The organism is Streptococcus sp. SK643 (assembly GCF_000259505.1).
Taxonomy (GTDB): Bacteria; Bacillota; Bacilli; order Lactobacillales; family Streptococcaceae; genus Streptococcus.
The window spans coordinates 142719-161029 of the sequence record NZ_AJMM01000019.1; the positions used below are offsets into that span (position 1 = coordinate 142719).

The following is an 18311-nucleotide window of genomic DNA, read 5'->3' on the forward strand; positions in this document are numbered from 1 at the left end:
AAAAAGATAGTAAAATAGGTTTATGATTATTTTACAAGCTAATAAAATTGAACGTTCTTTTGCAGGAGAGGTTCTTTTTGATAATATCAACCTGCAGGTTGATGAAAGAGATCGGATTGCTCTTGTTGGAAAAAATGGTGCAGGTAAGTCTACTCTTTTGAAGATTTTGGTTGGAGAAGAGGAGCCAACTAGTGGAGAAATCAATAAGAAAAAAGATATTTCTCTATCTTACCTAGCCCAAGACAGCCGTTTTGAGTCTGAAAATACCATCTACGATGAGATGCTTCATGTCTTTGATGACTTGCGTCGAACTGAGAAACAACTTCGTCAGATGGAGTTGGAGATGGGAGAAAAGTCTGGTGATGATTTGGATAAACTGATGTCAGATTACGACCGCTTATCGGAGAATTTTCGCCAAGCAGGGGGCTTCACCTTTGAAGCTGATATACGAGCGATTTTGAATGGATTCAAATTTGATGAGTCTATGTGGCAGATGAAAATTGCCGAGCTTTCTGGTGGTCAAAATACTCGCTTGGCTCTAGCCAAAATGCTCCTTGAAAAGCCCAATCTCTTGGTATTGGACGAGCCAACTAACCACTTGGATATCGAAACTATTGCCTGGCTAGAGAATTACTTGGTAAACTATAGCGGTGCCCTTATTATTGTCAGCCACGACCGTTATTTCTTGGACAAGGTTGCGACGATTACGCTGGATTTGACCAAGCATTCCTTGGATCGCTATGTGGGCAACTACTCTCGTTTTGTCGAATTGAAGGAGCAAAAACTTCTAACTGAAGCCAAAAATTATGAAAAGCAACAGAAGGAAATTGCCGCTCTGGAAGACTTTGTCAATCGCAATCTAGTCCGAGCTTCAACGACCAAACGTGCCCAATCTCGTCGCAAGCAACTGGAAAAAATGGAGCGTTTGGACAAGCCTGAAGCTGGTAAGAAATCAGCCAATATGACCTTCCAGTCTGAGAAAACGTCGGGCAATGTTGTCTTGACTGTTGAAAATACGGCTATTGGTTATGATGGGGAAGTATTGTCAGAGCCTATCAACCTAGACCTTCGTAAGATGAATGCTGTTGCCATCGTTGGTCCAAATGGAATCGGCAAGTCAACCTTTATCAAGTCTATAGTGGATCAAATTCCGCTTATCAAGGGAGAAAAGCGCTTTGGCGCCAATGTTGAGGTTGGTTACTATGACCAGACGCAAAGCAAGCTGACACCAAGTAATACGGTACTGGATGAACTCTGGAATGATTTCAAATTGACACCGGAAGTTGAAATCCGCAACCGTCTTGGGGCCTTCCTTTTCTCAGGAGATGATGTTAAAAAATCAGTCGGTATGCTGTCTGGTGGGGAGAAAGCACGTTTACTTCTTGCTAAACTGTCTATGGAAAACAACAACTTCCTGATTCTGGATGAGCCGACCAACCACTTGGATATTGATAGCAAGGAAGTGCTAGAAAATGCCTTGATTGACTTTGATGGAACCTTACTCTTTGTCAGCCATGACCGTTACTTTATCAATCGTGTGGCAACTCATGTTCTAGAATTGTCTGAGAATGGCTCGACTCTCTACTTGGGAGATTATGACTACTATGTTGATAAAAAGGCTGAAATGGAAGTCAGTCTGACAGAGGAAGCTTTAACCAGCAATCAAGCAAAAGAAGCAAGTCCAGTTAATGACTATCAGGCCCAGAAAGAAAGTCAAAAAGAAGTTCGCAAGCTTATGCGACAAATCGAAAGTCTAGAAGCTGAAATTGAAGAGCTAGAAAGTCAAAGCCAAGCCATTTCTGAACAAATGTTGGAAACCAACGATGCAGGTAAACTCATGGAATTACAGGCTGAACTGGACAAAATCAGTCATCGTCAGGAAGAAGCTATGCTTGAATGGGAAGAATTATCAGAGCAGGTGTGAAGATGGAACATCTTGGAAAGGTATTTCGTGAATTTCGGACAAGCGGAAATTATTCTTTAAAGGAGGCAGCAGGCGAGTCTTGCTCTACCTCTCAATTATCTCGCTTTGAGCTTGGGGAGTCTGATCTAGCAGTCTCACGTTTCTTTGAGATTTTGGATAACATTCATGTTACAATCGAAAATTTCATGGATAAGGCTAGGGATTTCCATAATCATGAACATGTTTCTATGATGGCACAAATTATACCTCTTTACTACTCAAATGATATTGCAGGTTTTCAAAAGCTTCAAAGGGAACAACTTGAAAAGGCTAAGAGTTCGACGAATCCCCTTTATTTTGAGCTGAACTGGATTTTGTTGCAAGGTCTGATTTGTCAAAGAGATGCGACTTATGATATGAAGCAGGATGATTTGGATAAGGTAGCAGATTATCTTTTCAAAACAGAAGAATGGACCATGTATGAGTTGATTCTTTTCGGGAACCTCTATAGTTTCTACGATGTGGACTATGTCACTCGGATTGGTAGAGAAGTGATGGAGAGGGAAGAATTTTATCAAGAAATTGGTCGCCATAGAAAACTGGTCTTGATTTTAGCCCTTAATTGTTACCAGCATTGTTTAGAGCATCTTTCTTTTGAAAATGCAAGTTATTTTGAGACTTATACAGAGAAGATTATTGGTAAAGGGATCAAACTGTATGAGCGTAATATTTTCCATTATCTAAAAGGCTTTTCCTTGTACCAAAAAGGACAGTGTAAAGAAGGGTGTAAGCAGATGCAAGAAGCCATGCATATTTTTGACCTACTATGTCTTCCAGAGCAAGTAGCCTACTATCAGGAACACTACGAGAAATTTGTCAAAGATTAATTTTCCCAAATATGGGAAAAATGAGAAACTCCTCCAAGTTTTGATACAATAGTTTCAAAATTTGAGAGGAGTTTTTATGAATCGATACGCAGTACAGTTGATTAGTCGAGGAGCTATAAACAAGATAGGAAATATGCTCTATGATTATGGAAACAGTGTTTGGTTGGCATCAATGGGAACGATAGGACAGACAGTTCTAGGGATTTATCAGATTTCTGAACTCGTCACATCCATTCTAGTCAATCCCTTTGGTGGAGTTATATCAGACCGTTTTTCTCGTCGTAGGATTTTAATGGCTGCAGACCTTGTTTGTGGAATTCTTTGTCTGGCTATTTCTTTCATAAGGAATGATAGCTGGATGATTGGGGCTTTGATTTTTGCCAACATTGTTCAGGCTATTGCTTTTGCCTTTTCTAGACCTGCAAATAAGGCCATTATCACAGAATTGGTAGAGAAGGATGAACTGGTCCTCTACAATTCTCGTTTGGAGTTGGTCTTGCAGGTTGTCAGTGTGAGTTCCCCTGTACTCTCTTTTCTGGTTTTACAATTTGCAAGTCTCCATCTGACGCTCTTACTAGATGCTTTGACTTTTTTTATAGCATTTGTTCTAGTGGCCTTACTTCCAAAAGAAGAACTAAAGGTTCAAGATAAGAAACCTTTTACTGGGAAAGATATTTTTGCGGATATCAAAGATGGCTTGCACTATATCTGGCATCAAAAAGAGATTTTCTTTCTCCTGTTAGTGGCTTCCAGCGTTAATTTCTTTTTTGCGGCTTTTGAGTTTTTGCTTCCTTTTTCAAATAAACTATATGGAGTAGAAGGAGCTTATGCGACTATCTTAACCATGGGTGCGATTGGTTCAATTATAGGAGCACTGATAGCAAATAAATTTAAATCAAGTATGAATACACTTTTGTTCTTATTGATTTTAACAGGAGTAGGAGTTTTCATGATGGGTTTGCCACTGCCCAATATTTTAACCTTTTCTGGAAACCTGATTTGTGAACTCTTTATGACGATTTTTAATATTCACTTCTTTACACAGGTACAGACCAAGATTGATGGAGAATATCTGGGTAGGGTATTGAGTACCATTTTTACACTGGCAATTCTCTTTATGCCTATTGCGAAAGGTTTGATGACCTTGCTTCCAAGTGTCCATCTTTATTCTTTCTTGATTATTGGACTTGGAGTTGTAGCCTTATCTTTCTTAGCTCTCGGATATGTTCGAACTCATTTTGAAAAAGAGACATAAGTCTGTTTGATTTTAAAAATAAATCCAATCTAAGTATTTTTTCCGCCCTTCTCCATTGTGAGGAGGGCTTGTTTTATGGTAAAATGGTTTTATGAATAAAAGAATGAATGAGTTAGTCGTCTTGCTCAATCGCTATGCGACTGAGTACTATACCAGCGATAATCCGTCGGTTTCAGATAGTGAGTATGACCGCCTTTACCGTGAGTTGGTTGAGTTGGAGGCTGCCTATCCAGATCAAGTATTAGCAGACAGTCCGACTCATCGTGTTGGTGGCAAGGTTTTAGATGGTTTTGAAAAATACAGTCATCAGTATCCTCTTTATAGTTTGCAGGATGCTTTTTCACGTGAGGAGCTTGAAGCTTTTGATGCGCGTGTTCGTAAGGAAGTGGTCCATCCAACCTATATTTGTGAGTTGAAAATCGATGGCTTATCTATCTCTCTTACTTATGAAAAGGGGATTTTGGTTGCTGGGGCAACACGTGGAGATGGTTCTGTTGGTGAAAATATTACAGAAAACCTCAAGCGTGTTAAGGACGTTCCTTTGACCTTGCCAGAAGAACTAGATATCACAGTTCGTGGGGAATGTTATATGCCACGCGCTTCTTTTGACCAGGTTAACCAAGCTCGCCAAGAAAATGGAGAGCCTGAATTTGCCAATCCTCGTAATGCGGCGGCAGGCACACTACGTCAGTTGGATACAGCAGTAGTTGCCAAGCGCAATCTTGCTACCTTTCTCTATCAAGAAGCCAGTCCTTCAACTCGTGACAGCCAAGAAAAGGTTTTGAATCACCTTGAACAACTAGGTTTTGTAGTCAATCCTAAGCGAATCTTGGCTGAAAACATAGATGAAATCTGGAATTTTATCCAAGAAATAGGACAAGAACGTGAAAATCTGCCTTACGATATTGATGGAGTGGTAATCAAGGTCAACGACCTAGCAAGTCAAGAAGAACTTGGATTTACGGTTAAGGCTCCAAAGTGGGCAGTAGCCTACAAGTTTCCTGCTGAGGAAAAAGAAGCTAAACTCTTATCTGTTGATTGGACAGTTGGCCGTACGGGTGTTGTAACCCCGACTGCCAATCTAACACCAGTACAACTAGCTGGTACAACTGTTAGCCGTGCGACTCTACACAATGTGGATTATATTGCTGAAAAAGATATCCGCAAAGATGATACGGTTATCGTTTATAAGGCTGGAGATATTATCCCTGCCGTTTTACGTGTAGTAGAGTCCAAACGGATTTCTGAAGAAAAACTAGATATCCCTACAAACTGTCCAAGTTGTAACTCTGACTTGTTGCACTTTGAAGATGAAGTGGCTCTCCGTTGTATCAATCCGCGTTGTCCTGCCCAAATTATGGAAGGTTTGATTCACTTTGCATCTCGTGATGCCATGAATATTACAGGCCTGGGTCCTTCTATTGTTGAGAAGCTTTATGCGGCTAATCTTGTCAATGATGTGGCAGATATTTACCGTTTGAAAGAAGAAGATTTCCTCCTTTTAGAAGGGGTTAAGGAAAAGTCCGCTGCTAAACTCTATCAAGCCATTCAAGCATCAAAGGAAAACTCTGCTGAGAAACTCTTGTTTGGTTTGGGAATTCGCCATGTAGGAAGCAAGGCCAGTCAGCTCTTACTCCAACATTTCCATTCAATTGAAAATCTGGCTCAGGCAGATCCAGAAGAAGTGGCTAGTATCGAAAGTCTGGGAGGCGTGATTGCCAAGAGTCTTCAGACATTTTTTGCGACAGAAGGCTCAGAAATTCTCCTAAGAGAATTGAAAGAAGCTGGGGTAAATCTGGACTATAAAGGTCAGACTGTAGTGGTAGATGCGACCTTGTCTGGTTTGACCGTTGTATTGACTGGGAAATTGGAACGTCTCAAGCGCTCAGAAGCTAAAAGTAAACTCGAAAGTCTGGGTGCTAAGGTAACAGGCAGTGTTTCTAAAAAGACCGACCTCGTCGTTGCAGGAGCAGATGCTGGAAGTAAACTTCAAAAAGCACAAGAACTTGGTATCGAAGTTCGAGATGAAGCTTGGCTAGAAAGTCTGTAAAGACTAAGATTTAGTATTTTTAAATTTAATCGAAAAATAAGAAAAGAAAGATAAGAAATAAAATTATGTACAACTACCCTATGCGCATTCATTACCATCGTAAAAATGGAGAATACGACACATGTTCTTTTGTCAAAAGTCAAGATCAGAGAATCGATTTATTAACCTATAAGGAAGATTATTTTGGCGCTTTGTTTACTTTTGAACATTCAAGTGAACAGGCTTTAGAAACCTTAAATTTTATTGTTCATACGGGACAAACCAATAAGGAATATTCTATTCGTTTCAACTACTATCCACTTTTGACAGAGGTATGGATTTTAGAGGAAGATGACCGGATTTATTATTCAGAAAATCCAGCTATTGCAAGTCCTGCTTATAAAAATCAAAATCCTTTTGCCTTCGATAAGGCGATTAACAGTGCTAGTTTTGATCATCATTGGGGTTATCAAGGTGAGCTTGGGTGCCAAGTAGAGGACCAAAAATCTACCTTTTCCCTTTGGTCTCCAACAGCAACAGAAGTACAAGTTGTGGTTTATGAATCTACTGCAAATGATGCTCCAATTTGGAAAACATTTGATATGAAGAGAGGCAATAGCTACTCTTATAATCATAAAGATAATACGATTGGAGTTTGGAGTCTAGTTGTTGAGGAAGATTTGACTGGTAAGGCTTATCAGTATCAAGTCCAATTTCCTCATCACCAGACACTGACACGAGATCCTTATACAATTGCGACCAGTCCTGATGGCAAACGTTCAGCTATCATTGGTCATGCTGAGAAGCAGGTAGAAAACTTTGAAGTCAAACATGGAAAAGAAGCCATCTGGCGCTTAGAAAATCCATGTAAGGCAGTTATTTGTGAAATGCACATTCGTGATTTGACCAAATCACCAACCTCAGGTGTGGATGAACATCTTCGAGGAACTTTCTTAGGTGCTGCCCAAACAGGGACTGTCAACCAATACGGACAAGCGACAGCCTTTGATTATATCAAGAGTATGGGTTATAATTATGTGCAACTGCAACCAATTGCAGATCGTCATAAAGAATATGATTCAGAAGGTAATGTGACCTATAACTGGGGTTATGACCCACAAAACTATAATGCACCGGAAACAAGTTTATCAACTAATCCTGATGATCCAGCCCAAGTCATTCGTGATTTGAAGACTATGGTTCAGGCTTATCATGACGCAGGAATTGGTGTCATTATGGACGTTGTCTACAACCACACTTTCTCAGTAGTGGATGCACCTTTCCAAACAACAGTTCCTGATTATTACTATCGAATGAATCCTGATGGTACTTATCAAAATGGAACAGGTGTTGGTAACGAGACAGCAAGTGAACATGAAATGTTCCGTAAGTATATGATTGACTCCCTCATTTACTGGGTTACAGAATACAATATCGATGGTTTCCGTTTTGATTTGATGGGAATTCATGATGTTAAAACCATGCAGATGATTCGTCAGAGTTTGGATGAAATTGACCCTAATATTATCTTATATGGCGAAGGCTGGGACATGGGTACTGGTCTTGCCCCTTATGATAAGGCCAAGAAAGACAATGCTTATCAAATGCCAAATATTGGCTTCTTTAACGACAATCAGCGTGATGCAGTTAAGGGCGGGGAAGTCTATGGTTCTATCAAATCTGGTTTTGTCAGTGGTGCAGCTACCGAGCCTATTCTTGCAAAAGCCATCCTTGGTAGTCGTGAATTAGGATCATATATCCGTCCAAATCAAGTACTCAACTATGTCGAAGCTCATGATAACTACAATCTTCACGACTTGTTAGCAACCCTACATCAGGATCAAAGTTCTGAGCAGATCATGCGTAAGGTAGAGACTGCAACAGCTATGAACTTACTCATGCAAGGCATGGCCTTTATGGAAATTGGTCAAGAATTTGGTCGTACTAAACTTGTTGCGACTGGTCCAAATGGGGAATTAACACACGATGATAGAGAACGTGCTATGAATAGCTACAATGCCCCAGATAAGGTCAATCAAGTTGATTGGGATTTACTAAATGAACGCCAAAATAGTATAGACTTTGTTCGTAAAGTTATTCAGTTAAAAACTCAAACAGATGCCTTTTCTTATCCCACTTATGAAGAAATCTATCACCATGTCTTTGTCCATTCGGCGAATGAACACAGTGGTTGGATTGTATATGAAGTTCATGGAAAAGAGCATTTACTAGTCGTATTCAATGCTAAAGGCAAACCTCAACGTTTTGAAAATGCGGGCAGTTTGCAGCTACTTGTTACAAATACAACTTCCCTCGAAGAAGATATACTTGGTGACATAAGTGTTAGTGTCTTTAAAGTTTTGTAGAATCGATTTACAATTTAAATTCATTTGCGTCGTCTTGTCTCTTAAAAACCATAAAATCAGGAAATTCATTTCCTGGTTTATTTTTTTATTAGAAATTAAATTTTTGTTAGTAAAATAACGAACTTTATGGTAGTATTGTAAAAAAAACATTTCGTTTTCAAAGTGTTTCTGAAAAACACTTGATTTACAAGTGAAGAAATAAGTTAATTTATTGAAGACTTTCAAAATAATTTTAATCTTTCTTAGTAATACACTTGAATCTTTCATAAAAAGGTAGTATAATAAATTTATAGAAAACGCTTACAGAAATAGGAGGATGTATGGATAATAGAGAATCTTTGCGAACCTTTATGACTGGTGAAAACTTTCACCTCCAGCATTATCTGGGAGCACATAAGGAAGAACTAAACGGAGTGCTTGGTTATCGATTTCGTGTGTGGGCACCTAATGCACAAGCAGTCCATTTAGTTGGTGACTTTACCAACTGGGTTGATAATCAAATCGCCATGGAGAGAAATGAGTCTGGTGTTTGGGAGGTCTTTACGAGTCTTGCTCAGGAAGGACAAATTTATAAGTACAACATCACACGTTCGAATGGCCATCAGCTTATGAAGATTGATCCTTTGGCTGTACGGTATGAGGCACGACCTGGTACTGGAGCTATTTTAACAGATATTCCTGAAAAGAAATGGAAGGATGGCCTTTGGTTAGCCCGTAGAAAACGAAATGGGTTTGCACAACGTCCTATTAATATCTACGAAGTTCACGCTGGATCTTGGAAGAGAAATCCTGACGGAAGTCCTTATCGTTTCAGTCAACTAAAAGACGAACTGATTCCTTATTTAGTTGATATGAATTATACACACATAGAATTCATGCCTTTGATGTCCCACCCACTTGGTTTGAGTTGGGGTTATCAGCTAATGGGTTACTTTGCTTTAGAGCATACTTATGGAAGTCCTGAAGAATTTCAAGATTTTGTTGAGGAATGCCATTTAAATAATATCGGAGTTATTGTAGATTGGGTTCCTGGACACTTTACTATTAATGATGATGCCTTAGCATATTATGATGGAACACCAACTTTCGAATACCAAGACCACAATAAGGCTCATAATTATGGTTGGGGAGCTCTCAATTTTGACCTTGGGAAAAATGAAGTCCAGTCCTTCTTGATTTCTAGTATTAAGTTTTGGATTGATTTTTACCATTTGGACGGTATTCGTGTGGATGCAGTCAGCAACATACTCTATCTTGACTATGATGATGCCCCATGGACACCTAATAAAGATGGTGGCAACCTCAACTATGAAGGATATTATTTCCTAAAACGCTTGAATGATGTGATTAAACTTGTTCATCCAGATGTTATGATGATAGCTGAGGAAAGCTCATCAGCTACTCAGATTACTGACACCAAGGATTCAGACGGTCTTGGTTTTGATTACAAATGGAACATGGGTTGGATGAATGATATCCTCCGATTCTACGAAGAAGATCCGATCTATCGTAAATACGACTTTAACCTGGTGACTTTCAGCTTTATGTATGTCTTCAAGGAGAATTATCTCTTACCATTCTCGCACGATGAAGTGGTTCATGGTAAGAAGAGTATGATGCACAAGATGTGGGGAGATCGTTACAATCAATTTGCTGGCTTGCGCAATCTCTACACCTACCAAATTTGTCACCCGGGTAAGAAATTACTCTTCATGGGTAGCGAATATGGCCAATTTCTAGAGTGGAAATCTGAAGAACAGTTGGAATGGTCTAACCTAGAGGATCCAATGAATGCTAAGATGAAGTATTTCACTTCTCAGCTAAACCAGTTTTACAAAGACCATCGCTGTCTGTGGGAAATCGATACCAGCTATGATGGTATAGAAATCATCGATGCAGATAATCGAGACCAGAGTGTTCTGTCCTTCATCCGTAAGGGTAAAAAGGGCGATATGTTAGTCTGTGTCTTTAATATGGCACCTGTTGAACGACAAGATTTTACAATCGGACTTCCTGTTGCAGGGGTTTACGAAGAAGTGTGGAATACTGAGTTAGAAGAGTGGGGCGGTGTCTGGAAAGAACACAATCAAACTGTTCAAACGCAAGAAGGACTATGGAAGGATTATGAGCAGACCTTGACCTTTACCTTACCAGCAATGGGGGCAAGTATTTGGAAAATCAAGAGACGCTTGAAAACTGCTAAAACTATTAAAAATCAAAAACATAAAGGAGTAGAAAATGAAGAATGAAATGTTAGCTTTGATTCTTGCTGGTGGGCAAGGAACTCGTCTTGGGAAACTCACTCAAAGCATTGCTAAACCAGCTGTACAATTTGGTGGGCGCTACCGTATCATTGACTTTGCTCTTTCAAACTGTGCCAACTCAGGCATCAACAATGTTGGAGTCATTACACAGTATCAACCACTTGCTCTTAACAATCATATTGGGAATGGTTCAAGTTGGGGTCTAGATGGTATTAATTCTGGTGTCTCTATCCTTCAACCTTATTCCGCAAGTGAAGGAAATCGTTGGTTTGAAGGAACTAGTCACGCTATTTATCAAAATATCGACTATATCGATAGTGTCAACCCTGAGTATGTCTTGATTCTGTCTGGGGACCACATCTACAAAATGGACTATGATGCTATGCTCCAATCTCATAAGGATAATAATGCCAGCCTGACAGTAGCAGTTCTTGATGTTCCTCTTAAAGAAGCCAGTCGTTTTGGTATCATGAACACAGATGCTAATAATCGTATTGTAGAATTTGAAGAGAAACCAGCCCAACCAAAATCTACCAAAGCCTCTATGGGGATTTACATCTTTGATTGGCAACGTCTCCGCAATATGTTAGTCGCTGCTGAAAAGAGCAATGTCGATATGTCAGACTTCGGTAAGAACGTCATTCCAAATTACCTTGAGTCAGGTGAAAGTGTTTATGCCTACGAATTTAATGGTTATTGGAAAGACGTGGGTACGATTGAGTCACTTTGGGAAGCGAACATGGAGTACATTTCTCCAGAAAATGCCTTGGATAGCCGTAATCGTCAATGGAAGATTTACTCAAGAAACTTGATTTCACCACCAAACTTCCTTGGGGCAAATGCTCATGTGGAAGACTCATTAGTTGTAGACGGATGTTTCGTTGATGGAACGGTTAAACACTCTATCCTTTCAACAGGTGCGCAAGTTCGCGAAGGGGCAGAAGTTGTTGATTCAGTTATCATGAGTGGAGCCATTATTGGACACGGAGCTAAAATCAAACGTGCCATTATTGGTGAAGGTGCAGTTATTTCTGATGGTGTTGAAATTGATGGAACAGAAGAAGTACAAGTTGTAGGATATAATGAAGTAGTGGGGGTAGCAACAGATGAAGATTGATAAATATTCTGCCATTTTAGGAAACACAGTTGGTTTTCACGATATGTCGACACTGACAGACAACCGTCCAGTAGCTAGTTTGCCATTCGGTGGAAAATATCGCTTGATTGACTTCCCTTTGTCAAGCCTTGCTAACGCTGGTGTTCGTAGTATTTTTGGTATTTTCCAACAAGATAATATTAGTTCAGTTTTTGACCATATCCGTTCAGGTCGTGAGTGGGGACTATCAACACTTCTTAGCCACTATTATCTAGGAATTTATAACTCTCGTGTAGAAAGTAGTACAGTTGGGAAAGAGTATTATCAACAACTCCTTACTTACCTCAAGCGTTCAGGTTCAAACCAAACTGTTTCCCTCAACTGTGATCTCTTGATTAACATTGATTTGAATCAAGTTTTCCACCTTCATAATACAACAAAGAGTCCGATCACAGTTGTTTATAAGAAACTTCCTAAGAAAGATATTTCAGATGTAAATGCTATTTTAGAAATTGATGAAACAGACCATGTACGTTCTCATAAACTATTTGATAGTAAATCCAAAGATGAACTCTTCAACATGTCTACAGACATCTTTGTGATTGATACTCCATGGTTGATTGAACGTTTAGAAGAAGAAGCTAAAAAAGAACATCCAGAAAAATTACGTTATGTTCTGCGTGATTTAGCTGCAAGTGCTGGTGCATTTGCTTACGAATATACCGGCTATCTAGCTAACATTCACTCTGTTCAGTCCTACTATCAAGCGAATATAGATATGCTAGAATCTCAAAAGTTCTATTCTCTCTTTACACCTAATCAAAAAATCTATACAAAAGTTAAGAATGAAGAACCAACTTATTACGCTACCACCTCTAAAGTAAGCACATCTCAGTTTGCTTCTGGTAGTATTATTGAAGGTGAAATCAAACACTCAGTCCTTTCACGTAATATTCATGTTTATAAAGATAGCTTGGTAAAAGATAGTATCTTATTCCCTCGAGTTGTGGTAGGCCAAGGTGCTCAAGTCGAATATGCTATCCTAGACAAGGGTGTTGAAGTTGCTGAAGGTGTGATTATTCGAGGAACTGAAGAACATCCCGTTGTTGTGAAGAAAGGTACGAAAGTTACAGAGGACATTCTTTCATGAAAATTTTATTTGTAGCAGCCGAAGGAGCTCCCTTTTCAAAAACAGGTGGATTGGGAGACGTCATTGGCGCTCTTCCAAAATCACTAGTAAAAGCGGGACATGAAGTTGCAGTCATCCTACCTTACTATGATATGGTAGAGGCTAAGTTCGGAGATCAGATTGAAGATGTTCTCCATTTTGAGGTGAGAGTTGGGTGGAGAAGCCAGTACTGTGGTATTAAAAAAACGGTCTTAAATGGTGTCACTTTCTACTTTATCGATAATCAATATTATTTCTTCCGTGGTCATGTTTATGGAGATTTTGATGACGGTGAACGCTTTGCTTTCTTCCAATTAGCTGCCTTAGAAGCTATGGAAAGAGTCGACTTTATTCCAGATTTACTCCATGTGCATGATTACCATACAGCTATGATTCCTTTCTTGTTAAAAGAAAAGTACAACTGGATTCAAGCATACAGAGATATCAAAACTGTATTAACTATTCATAACTTGGAGTTCCAAGGTCAGTTTTCTGAAGGTATGCTCTGGGATCTATTCGGAGTTGGCTTTGAACGTTATGCGGATGGAACTCTGCGGTGGAAAGACTGCCTCAACTGGATGAAGGCTGGTATTCTTTACGCAGACCGTGTATCAACCGTTTCCCCTAGTTATGCTCATGAAATTATGACAAGTCAATTTGGTTGTGGTTTAGATCAAATTCTTCGTATGGAATCAGGTAAAGTATCTGGTATCGTGAATGGAATTGATACGGATATTTATAATCCGGAAACTGATGCTCTATTGGACTATCATTTTAATAAAGAAGATTTGACAGGAAAGGCTCAAAACAAGGCAAAATTGCAAGAAAGAGTTGGATTAACAGTTCGCGCAGATGTTCCATTAGTTGGAATAGTTTCTCGTTTAACACGTCAAAAAGGATTTGACATCGTTGTTGAGAGCTTGCATCAATTCCTGCAAGAAGATGTGCAAATTGTTCTTTTGGGAACTGGAGATCCAGCATTTGAACAAGCGTTTTCTTGGTTTGCGCAAGTTTATCCAGAAAAACTTTCTGCCAATATTACCTTTGATGTCAAGCTAGCTCAGGAAATCTATTCAGCCTGTGATCTTTTCCTAATGCCAAGTCGTTTTGAACCATGTGGGCTATCTCAAATGATGGCTATGCGTTATGGAACCTTACCGTTGGTACATGAAGTTGGAGGTCTTAGAGATACTGTTCAAGCCTTTAATCCAATTGAAGGTAGTGGTACAGGGTTTAGTTTTGATAATTTGTCACCATATTGGTTAAATTGGACTTTCCTAACAGCTTTGGAAGTTTATAAGAATCAACCTGATGTATGGCGTAAATTACAAAATCAAGCCATGGAATGTGATTTTTCATGGGATACAGCTTGTAATTCTTATCTTGACCTCTACCACAATTTAGTAAATTAACAGATAAAATCGTATGAATACTTCATACGATTTTTGAGCTATTCTTAAAGGAGAAATGATGAATCACGTAAAGGGTTTTGTGTTCTTGATGTTGATGGTACCCTGATAGAAGAGGAAGTTATTGATCTCTTAGGTAGAGAAGCAAACTGTGAGGAGAAAATTACTCAAATTACAAGACGTGCTATGAGTGGTGAATTGGATTTTGCTACTAGTTTAAAAGAGAGAGTTGCTTTATTAGAAGGACTCCCGATCACAGTTTTTGAGAAAGTTTTGCAAAGTATTCATTTATCGAAAAATGCCAAAGAATTTATCTCTATTTTGCAAAATAATGGGATTCCTGTTGGCCTCGTATCCGGTGGATTTAGTCCAGTAGTTGAGAGTTTCGCAAAGTCACTAGATGTTCATTATTTCCATGCAAATCAATTAGAAATAAAGGATGGTATTTTAACAGGACATTTAGTAGGGAAAATTGTTACACCTCAGGTCAAACAAGCTATTCTTGAAAAATGGAGAAATCAATTAAATCTTTCTAAAGAAAAAACAATCGCAATTGGAGATGGAGCAAATGATTTGTTTATGTTAAAAACAGCAGGATTAGGAATAGGATTTTGTGCCAAAGAAGTCGTAAAAAAAGAAATAGCTTGCCATGTAGATAAGAGGGATTTCTTTGAAGTCTTACCTTTAATTGACTTTTTAAAATGAGGTGAAAGTATGAAAATTGTAATTGCTCCTGATTCTTTTAAAGAATGTTTAAGGGCTGATCAGGTTGCTAAAGCATTCCAAAGAGGATTTGAACAAGCGATATCTCATGTTGATTGCTTGCTCTGTCCAGTTGGAGATGGTGGTGAAGGCACGATAAGTGCTATTGGTCAGTCGCTCAATTTAGAAGAAAAATTTCAAGAAGTAACGGGACCTTTTGGTCAAAAGCTAGCCATGCCTTACTTCTTAAAAGGGGAAACGGCTCTCTTTGAAGTAGCTGATTTAATTGGTCTAGGGCAGATACCACTAGAAAAGAGAAATCCCTTGAAAATACAAACTCGTGGTATCGGGGAGTTAATCCGTTACCTTACTGAACAAGGTATTAAAAAAATTTATGTAGGTGTAGGTGGCACTGCTAGTAATGATGGTGGAATTGGGATTGCTGCTGGTTTGGGTTATCAGTTCTATGATAAGAACGGAATGGAATTATCGGGAACAGGGGAAACATTACTGGTCTTAGACTCTGTATCAAATGAAATAGCTTTTAAAATACCTGATGATGTTGAGATTCGTATCCTAGCGGATGTGAAAAGTCCTTTATGTGGACATGAGGGTGCCACTTACACATTTGGAAAACAGAAGGGGCTTGAGTATCATTTGTTTAAACCCGTCGATTTAGCAATTCAGAGTTTTTATGAGAAAAATGCTCCTATGACACTTAAGCTTCAAGGAGCAGGAGCTGGTGGAGGTATTGCTGCAGGTCTATGTACTTTTGCTCAAGCTCGTATCGTTTCTGGAATTGACACTTGCTTGGATTTGATAGACTTTGATAAAAAAGTGGCAGATGCAGACTTAGTCATCGTAGGAGAAGGCAGACTGGATTGTCAAAGTTTGATAGGAAAGGCACCGATTGGTGTAGCAAAAAGAACCCCTGCCGGAGTTCCTGTTATTGCTATTTGTGGCAGTCTATCAGAGGATTTACCTCCCCTACCATTTGAAAATATCTTAGCAGCTTTTTCAATATTAGAGAAAAGTGAACCACTTGAAGATAGTTTAAACAATGCAAGTCGGTATTTAGAGAACACTGCTGCAAATATAGGTCGCTTGTTGAACCTTGGAAAAATTTAACCAAACCATTTCTTCCAGATAGATTTTTTTGTTGATTCTTCCTTTTGATCTTCCCAGAGATTTGAAAATGTAACCTTGAGATTTTTTTCATTAATTTGAGTAACATGATCAGTATGGAAAATCAGTCCAAAAGGAGAAGAAGTAAGATCATCAGAGACTATAGTCGCCTGACAATCTGCTTCTTTAGCCTGTTTCAGATAAAAAACTTGTTTGTCAAATTCTATTTTAGGATTAATTTTTAGAAAAAGAGGCTGCTCTTGCTCTTGGAAACTTTCTAAAATAGAAAGAAAACCTTTTTGAAATTCTGGACTATTGGCTGTCTCTATATCAGCAAAACCAAGAACTCTTTCTTCAAATGTTCCGAGATACCGACGTTGTTCATCGGGGTTTAACTTAGCTCCACCATGAGCTTTTTCTAATAGTTGTGTTGATAAATCTGTCATGAAAATAGTATATCATAAAAGCAACTAGAAAAGACAAATAAGAAAGCGATTACTTTATAAAGTTAAGGAAAATTTGCACAAAGATGACGTTTTTTCTTGAAAAACGCTTATTTTTAAGGTATCATAGAGGTGTAAAATAATTTAACTCAAAGGAGAGTAAAAAATGTCAATTATTACTGATGTTTACGCTCGCGAAGTCCTAGACTCACGCGGTAACCCAACACTTGAAGTAGAAGTTTACACTGAATCAGGTGCTTTCGGACGTGGTATGGTTCCATCAGGAGCTTCTACTGGTGAACACGAAGCAGTTGAACTTCGCGACGGTGACAAATCTCGTTACGGTGGTCTTGGTACACAAAAAGCTGTTGACAACGTAAACAACATCATTGCTGAAGCTATTATCGGCTACGATGTACGTGATCAACAAGCTATCGACCGTGCTATGATTGCTCTTGACGGTACTCCTAACAAAGGTAAATTGGGTGCGAACGCAATCCTTGGTGTGTCTATTGCTGTAGCTCGTGCTGCTGCTGACTACCTTGAAATCCCACTTTACAGCTACCTTGGTGGATTCAACACTAAAGTTCTTCCAACTCCAATGATGAACATCATCAACGGTGGTTCTCACTCTGACGCTCCAATCGCTTTCCAAGAGTTCATGATCTTGCCAGTTGGTGCTCCAACATTCAAAGAAGCTCTTCGTTACGGTGCTGAAATCTTCCACGCTCTTAAGAAAATCCTTAAATCACGTGGATTGGAAACTGCCGTAGGTGACGAAGGTGGATTCGCTCCTCGTTTCGAAGGAACTGAAGACGGTGTTGAAACTATCCTTGCTGCGATCGAAGCTGCTGGATATGTTCCAGGTAAAGACGTATTTATCGGATTTGACTGTGCCTCATCAGAATTCTACGATAAAGAACGTAAAGTTTACGACTACACTAAATTTGAAGGTGAAGGCGCTGCTGTTCGTACATCTGCAGAACAAATCGACTACCTTGAAGAATTGGTTAACAAATACCCAATCATCACTATCGAAGATGGTATGGATGAAAACGACTGGGATGGTTGGAAAGCTCTTACTGAACGTCTTGGTAAGAAAGTTCAATTGGTTGGTGACGATTTCTTCGTAACAAACACTGACTACCTTGCACGTGGTATCCAAGAAGGTGCTGCTAACTCAATCCTTATCAAAGTTAACCAAATCGGTACTCTTACTGAAACTTTCGAAGCTATTGAAATGGCTAAAGAAGCTGGTTACACTGCCGTTGTATCACACCGTTCAGGTGAAACTGAAGATTCAACAATCGCTGACATCGCAGTTGCAACTAACGCAGGACAAATCAAGACTGGTTCACTTTCACGTACAGACCGTATCGCTAAATACAACCAATTGCTTCGCATCGAAGATCAACTTGGTGAAGTAGCTGAATACCGTGGATTGAAATCATTCTACAACCTTAAAAAATAAAATAGTTCAGTGAACTATTTTATCCCGAACCTTGAAATTCAAAAGTTCGGCTGTTGATTTGACAACGTTTCTAGCCCCTCGGATTTTATCCGAAGGGCTTTTTTTCTGTTCAGGGGGCAAAACTATTATCTATTTTGGAGACTTATTTTAAAATTAACTTGGGGTTTTTAAAACTATTTATATTTGATAGGTA

General features: G+C 39.1%; 12 protein-coding genes and 1 pseudogene. 12 read left to right on the plus strand and 1 reads right to left on the minus strand.

Going from position 1 to position 18311, the window contains the following annotated elements; all coding sequences use genetic code 11:
* Positions 1–22 precede the first annotated feature (22 nt).
* The 11 genes and pseudogenes from HMPREF1117_RS07885 (at position 23) to HMPREF1117_RS07935 (ending at position 16207) form a co-directional block, all read left to right on the plus strand.
* Positions 23–1924 carry an ABC-F family ATP-binding cassette domain-containing protein gene (locus HMPREF1117_RS07885; protein ID WP_000584860.1) on the plus strand — a complete coding sequence of 634 codons (1902 nt, stop codon included), beginning with the start codon at positions 23–25 and terminating at the stop codon, positions 1922–1924.
* Positions 1925–1926: 2 nt separating this feature from the next.
* Positions 1927–2790: an Rgg family transcriptional regulator gene (locus tag HMPREF1117_RS07890; protein ID WP_007556940.1), complete on the plus strand. Its 864-nt coding sequence runs from the start codon at positions 1927–1929 to the stop codon at positions 2788–2790.
* A gap of 76 nt (positions 2791–2866) precedes the next feature.
* Complete coding sequence (locus HMPREF1117_RS07895) at positions 2867–4045, plus strand: MFS transporter (protein WP_001083009.1); 1179 nt, start codon at positions 2867–2869, stop codon at positions 4043–4045.
* A gap of 91 nt (positions 4046–4136) precedes the next feature.
* Positions 4137–6095, plus strand: coding sequence for an NAD-dependent DNA ligase LigA (gene ligA / locus HMPREF1117_RS07900; protein ID WP_001042607.1), 1959 nt, complete (start codon positions 4137–4139; stop codon positions 6093–6095).
* A 65-nt stretch (positions 6096–6160) separates the two neighbouring features.
* Complete coding sequence (gene pulA / locus HMPREF1117_RS07905; protein ID WP_000283087.1) at positions 6161–8440, plus strand: type I pullulanase; 2280 nt, start codon at positions 6161–6163, stop codon at positions 8438–8440.
* 320 nt (positions 8441–8760) lie between these two features.
* Entirely contained in the window at positions 8761–10689 is a 1929-nt protein-coding gene (gene glgB / locus HMPREF1117_RS07910) for a 1,4-alpha-glucan branching protein GlgB (RefSeq protein WP_000370298.1), read from the plus strand.
* Positions 10679–11821 (plus strand): glucose-1-phosphate adenylyltransferase, encoded by a 1143-nt coding sequence (locus tag HMPREF1117_RS07915; protein ID WP_000787283.1) that lies wholly within the window; start codon positions 10679–10681, stop codon positions 11819–11821. The genes glgB and HMPREF1117_RS07915 overlap by 11 nt, the downstream gene beginning before the upstream one ends.
* On the plus strand, positions 11811–12950 hold the full coding sequence (gene glgD, locus HMPREF1117_RS07920) for a glucose-1-phosphate adenylyltransferase subunit GlgD (RefSeq protein WP_000687042.1): 1140 nt from the start codon (positions 11811–11813) through the stop codon (positions 12948–12950). The genes HMPREF1117_RS07915 and glgD overlap by 11 nt, the downstream gene beginning before the upstream one ends.
* Complete coding sequence (glgA, locus tag HMPREF1117_RS07925) at positions 12947–14380, plus strand: glycogen synthase GlgA (RefSeq protein ID WP_000697283.1); 1434 nt, start codon at positions 12947–12949, stop codon at positions 14378–14380. Before glgD ends, glgA begins: the two co-directional genes overlap by 4 nt.
* 69 nt (positions 14381–14449) lie before the next feature.
* Positions 14450–15082, plus strand: a pseudogene (serB, locus tag HMPREF1117_RS07930) (phosphoserine phosphatase SerB); the annotation flags it as partial.
* 9 nt (positions 15083–15091) lie between these two features.
* Entirely contained in the window at positions 15092–16207 is a 1116-nt protein-coding gene (locus HMPREF1117_RS07935) for a glycerate kinase (RefSeq protein WP_000706317.1), read from the plus strand.
* Here HMPREF1117_RS07935 and HMPREF1117_RS07940 read toward each other — a convergent pair.
* A complete protein-coding gene (locus HMPREF1117_RS07940; RefSeq protein ID WP_000131167.1) occupies positions 16204–16650 on the minus strand; it encodes a DUF1694 domain-containing protein in 447 nt (148 codons plus the stop codon). The two genes, HMPREF1117_RS07935 and HMPREF1117_RS07940, sit on opposite strands and share 4 nt — an antisense overlap.
* Before the next feature lie 163 nt (positions 16651–16813).
* Between HMPREF1117_RS07940 and eno the strand changes: the two genes are divergently transcribed.
* Positions 16814–18118 carry a surface-displayed alpha-enolase gene (gene eno / locus HMPREF1117_RS07945; RefSeq protein WP_000022813.1) on the plus strand — a complete coding sequence of 435 codons (1305 nt, stop codon included), beginning with the start codon at positions 16814–16816 and terminating at the stop codon, positions 18116–18118.
* Positions 18119–18311: the final 193 nt, after the last annotated feature.

Coding starts and splice junctions, on each gene's coding strand:
- HMPREF1117_RS07935 (WP_000706317.1), top strand. CDS start 15,092: ATGAAAATTGTAATTGCTCCTGATTCTTTTAAAGAATGTTTAAGGGCT.
- eno (WP_000022813.1), top strand. CDS start 16,814: ATGTCAATTATTACTGATGTTTACGCTCGCGAAGTCCTAGACTCACGC.
- HMPREF1117_RS07890 (WP_007556940.1), top strand. CDS start 1,927: ATGGAACATCTTGGAAAGGTATTTCGTGAATTTCGGACAAGCGGAAAT.
- HMPREF1117_RS07885 (WP_000584860.1), top strand. CDS start 23: ATGATTATTTTACAAGCTAATAAAATTGAACGTTCTTTTGCAGGAGAG.
- glgB (WP_000370298.1), top strand. CDS start 8,761: ATGGATAATAGAGAATCTTTGCGAACCTTTATGACTGGTGAAAACTTT.
- glgD (WP_000687042.1), top strand. CDS start 11,811: ATGAAGATTGATAAATATTCTGCCATTTTAGGAAACACAGTTGGTTTT.
- glgA (WP_000697283.1), top strand. CDS start 12,947: ATGAAAATTTTATTTGTAGCAGCCGAAGGAGCTCCCTTTTCAAAAACA.
- HMPREF1117_RS07915 (WP_000787283.1), top strand. CDS start 10,679: ATGAAGAATGAAATGTTAGCTTTGATTCTTGCTGGTGGGCAAGGAACT.
- ligA (WP_001042607.1), top strand. CDS start 4,137: ATGAATAAAAGAATGAATGAGTTAGTCGTCTTGCTCAATCGCTATGCG.
- pulA (WP_000283087.1), top strand. CDS start 6,161: ATGTACAACTACCCTATGCGCATTCATTACCATCGTAAAAATGGAGAA.
- HMPREF1117_RS07940 (WP_000131167.1), bottom strand. CDS start 16,650: ATGACAGATTTATCAACACAACTATTAGAAAAAGCTCATGGTGGAGCT.
- HMPREF1117_RS07895 (WP_001083009.1), top strand. CDS start 2,867: ATGAATCGATACGCAGTACAGTTGATTAGTCGAGGAGCTATAAACAAG.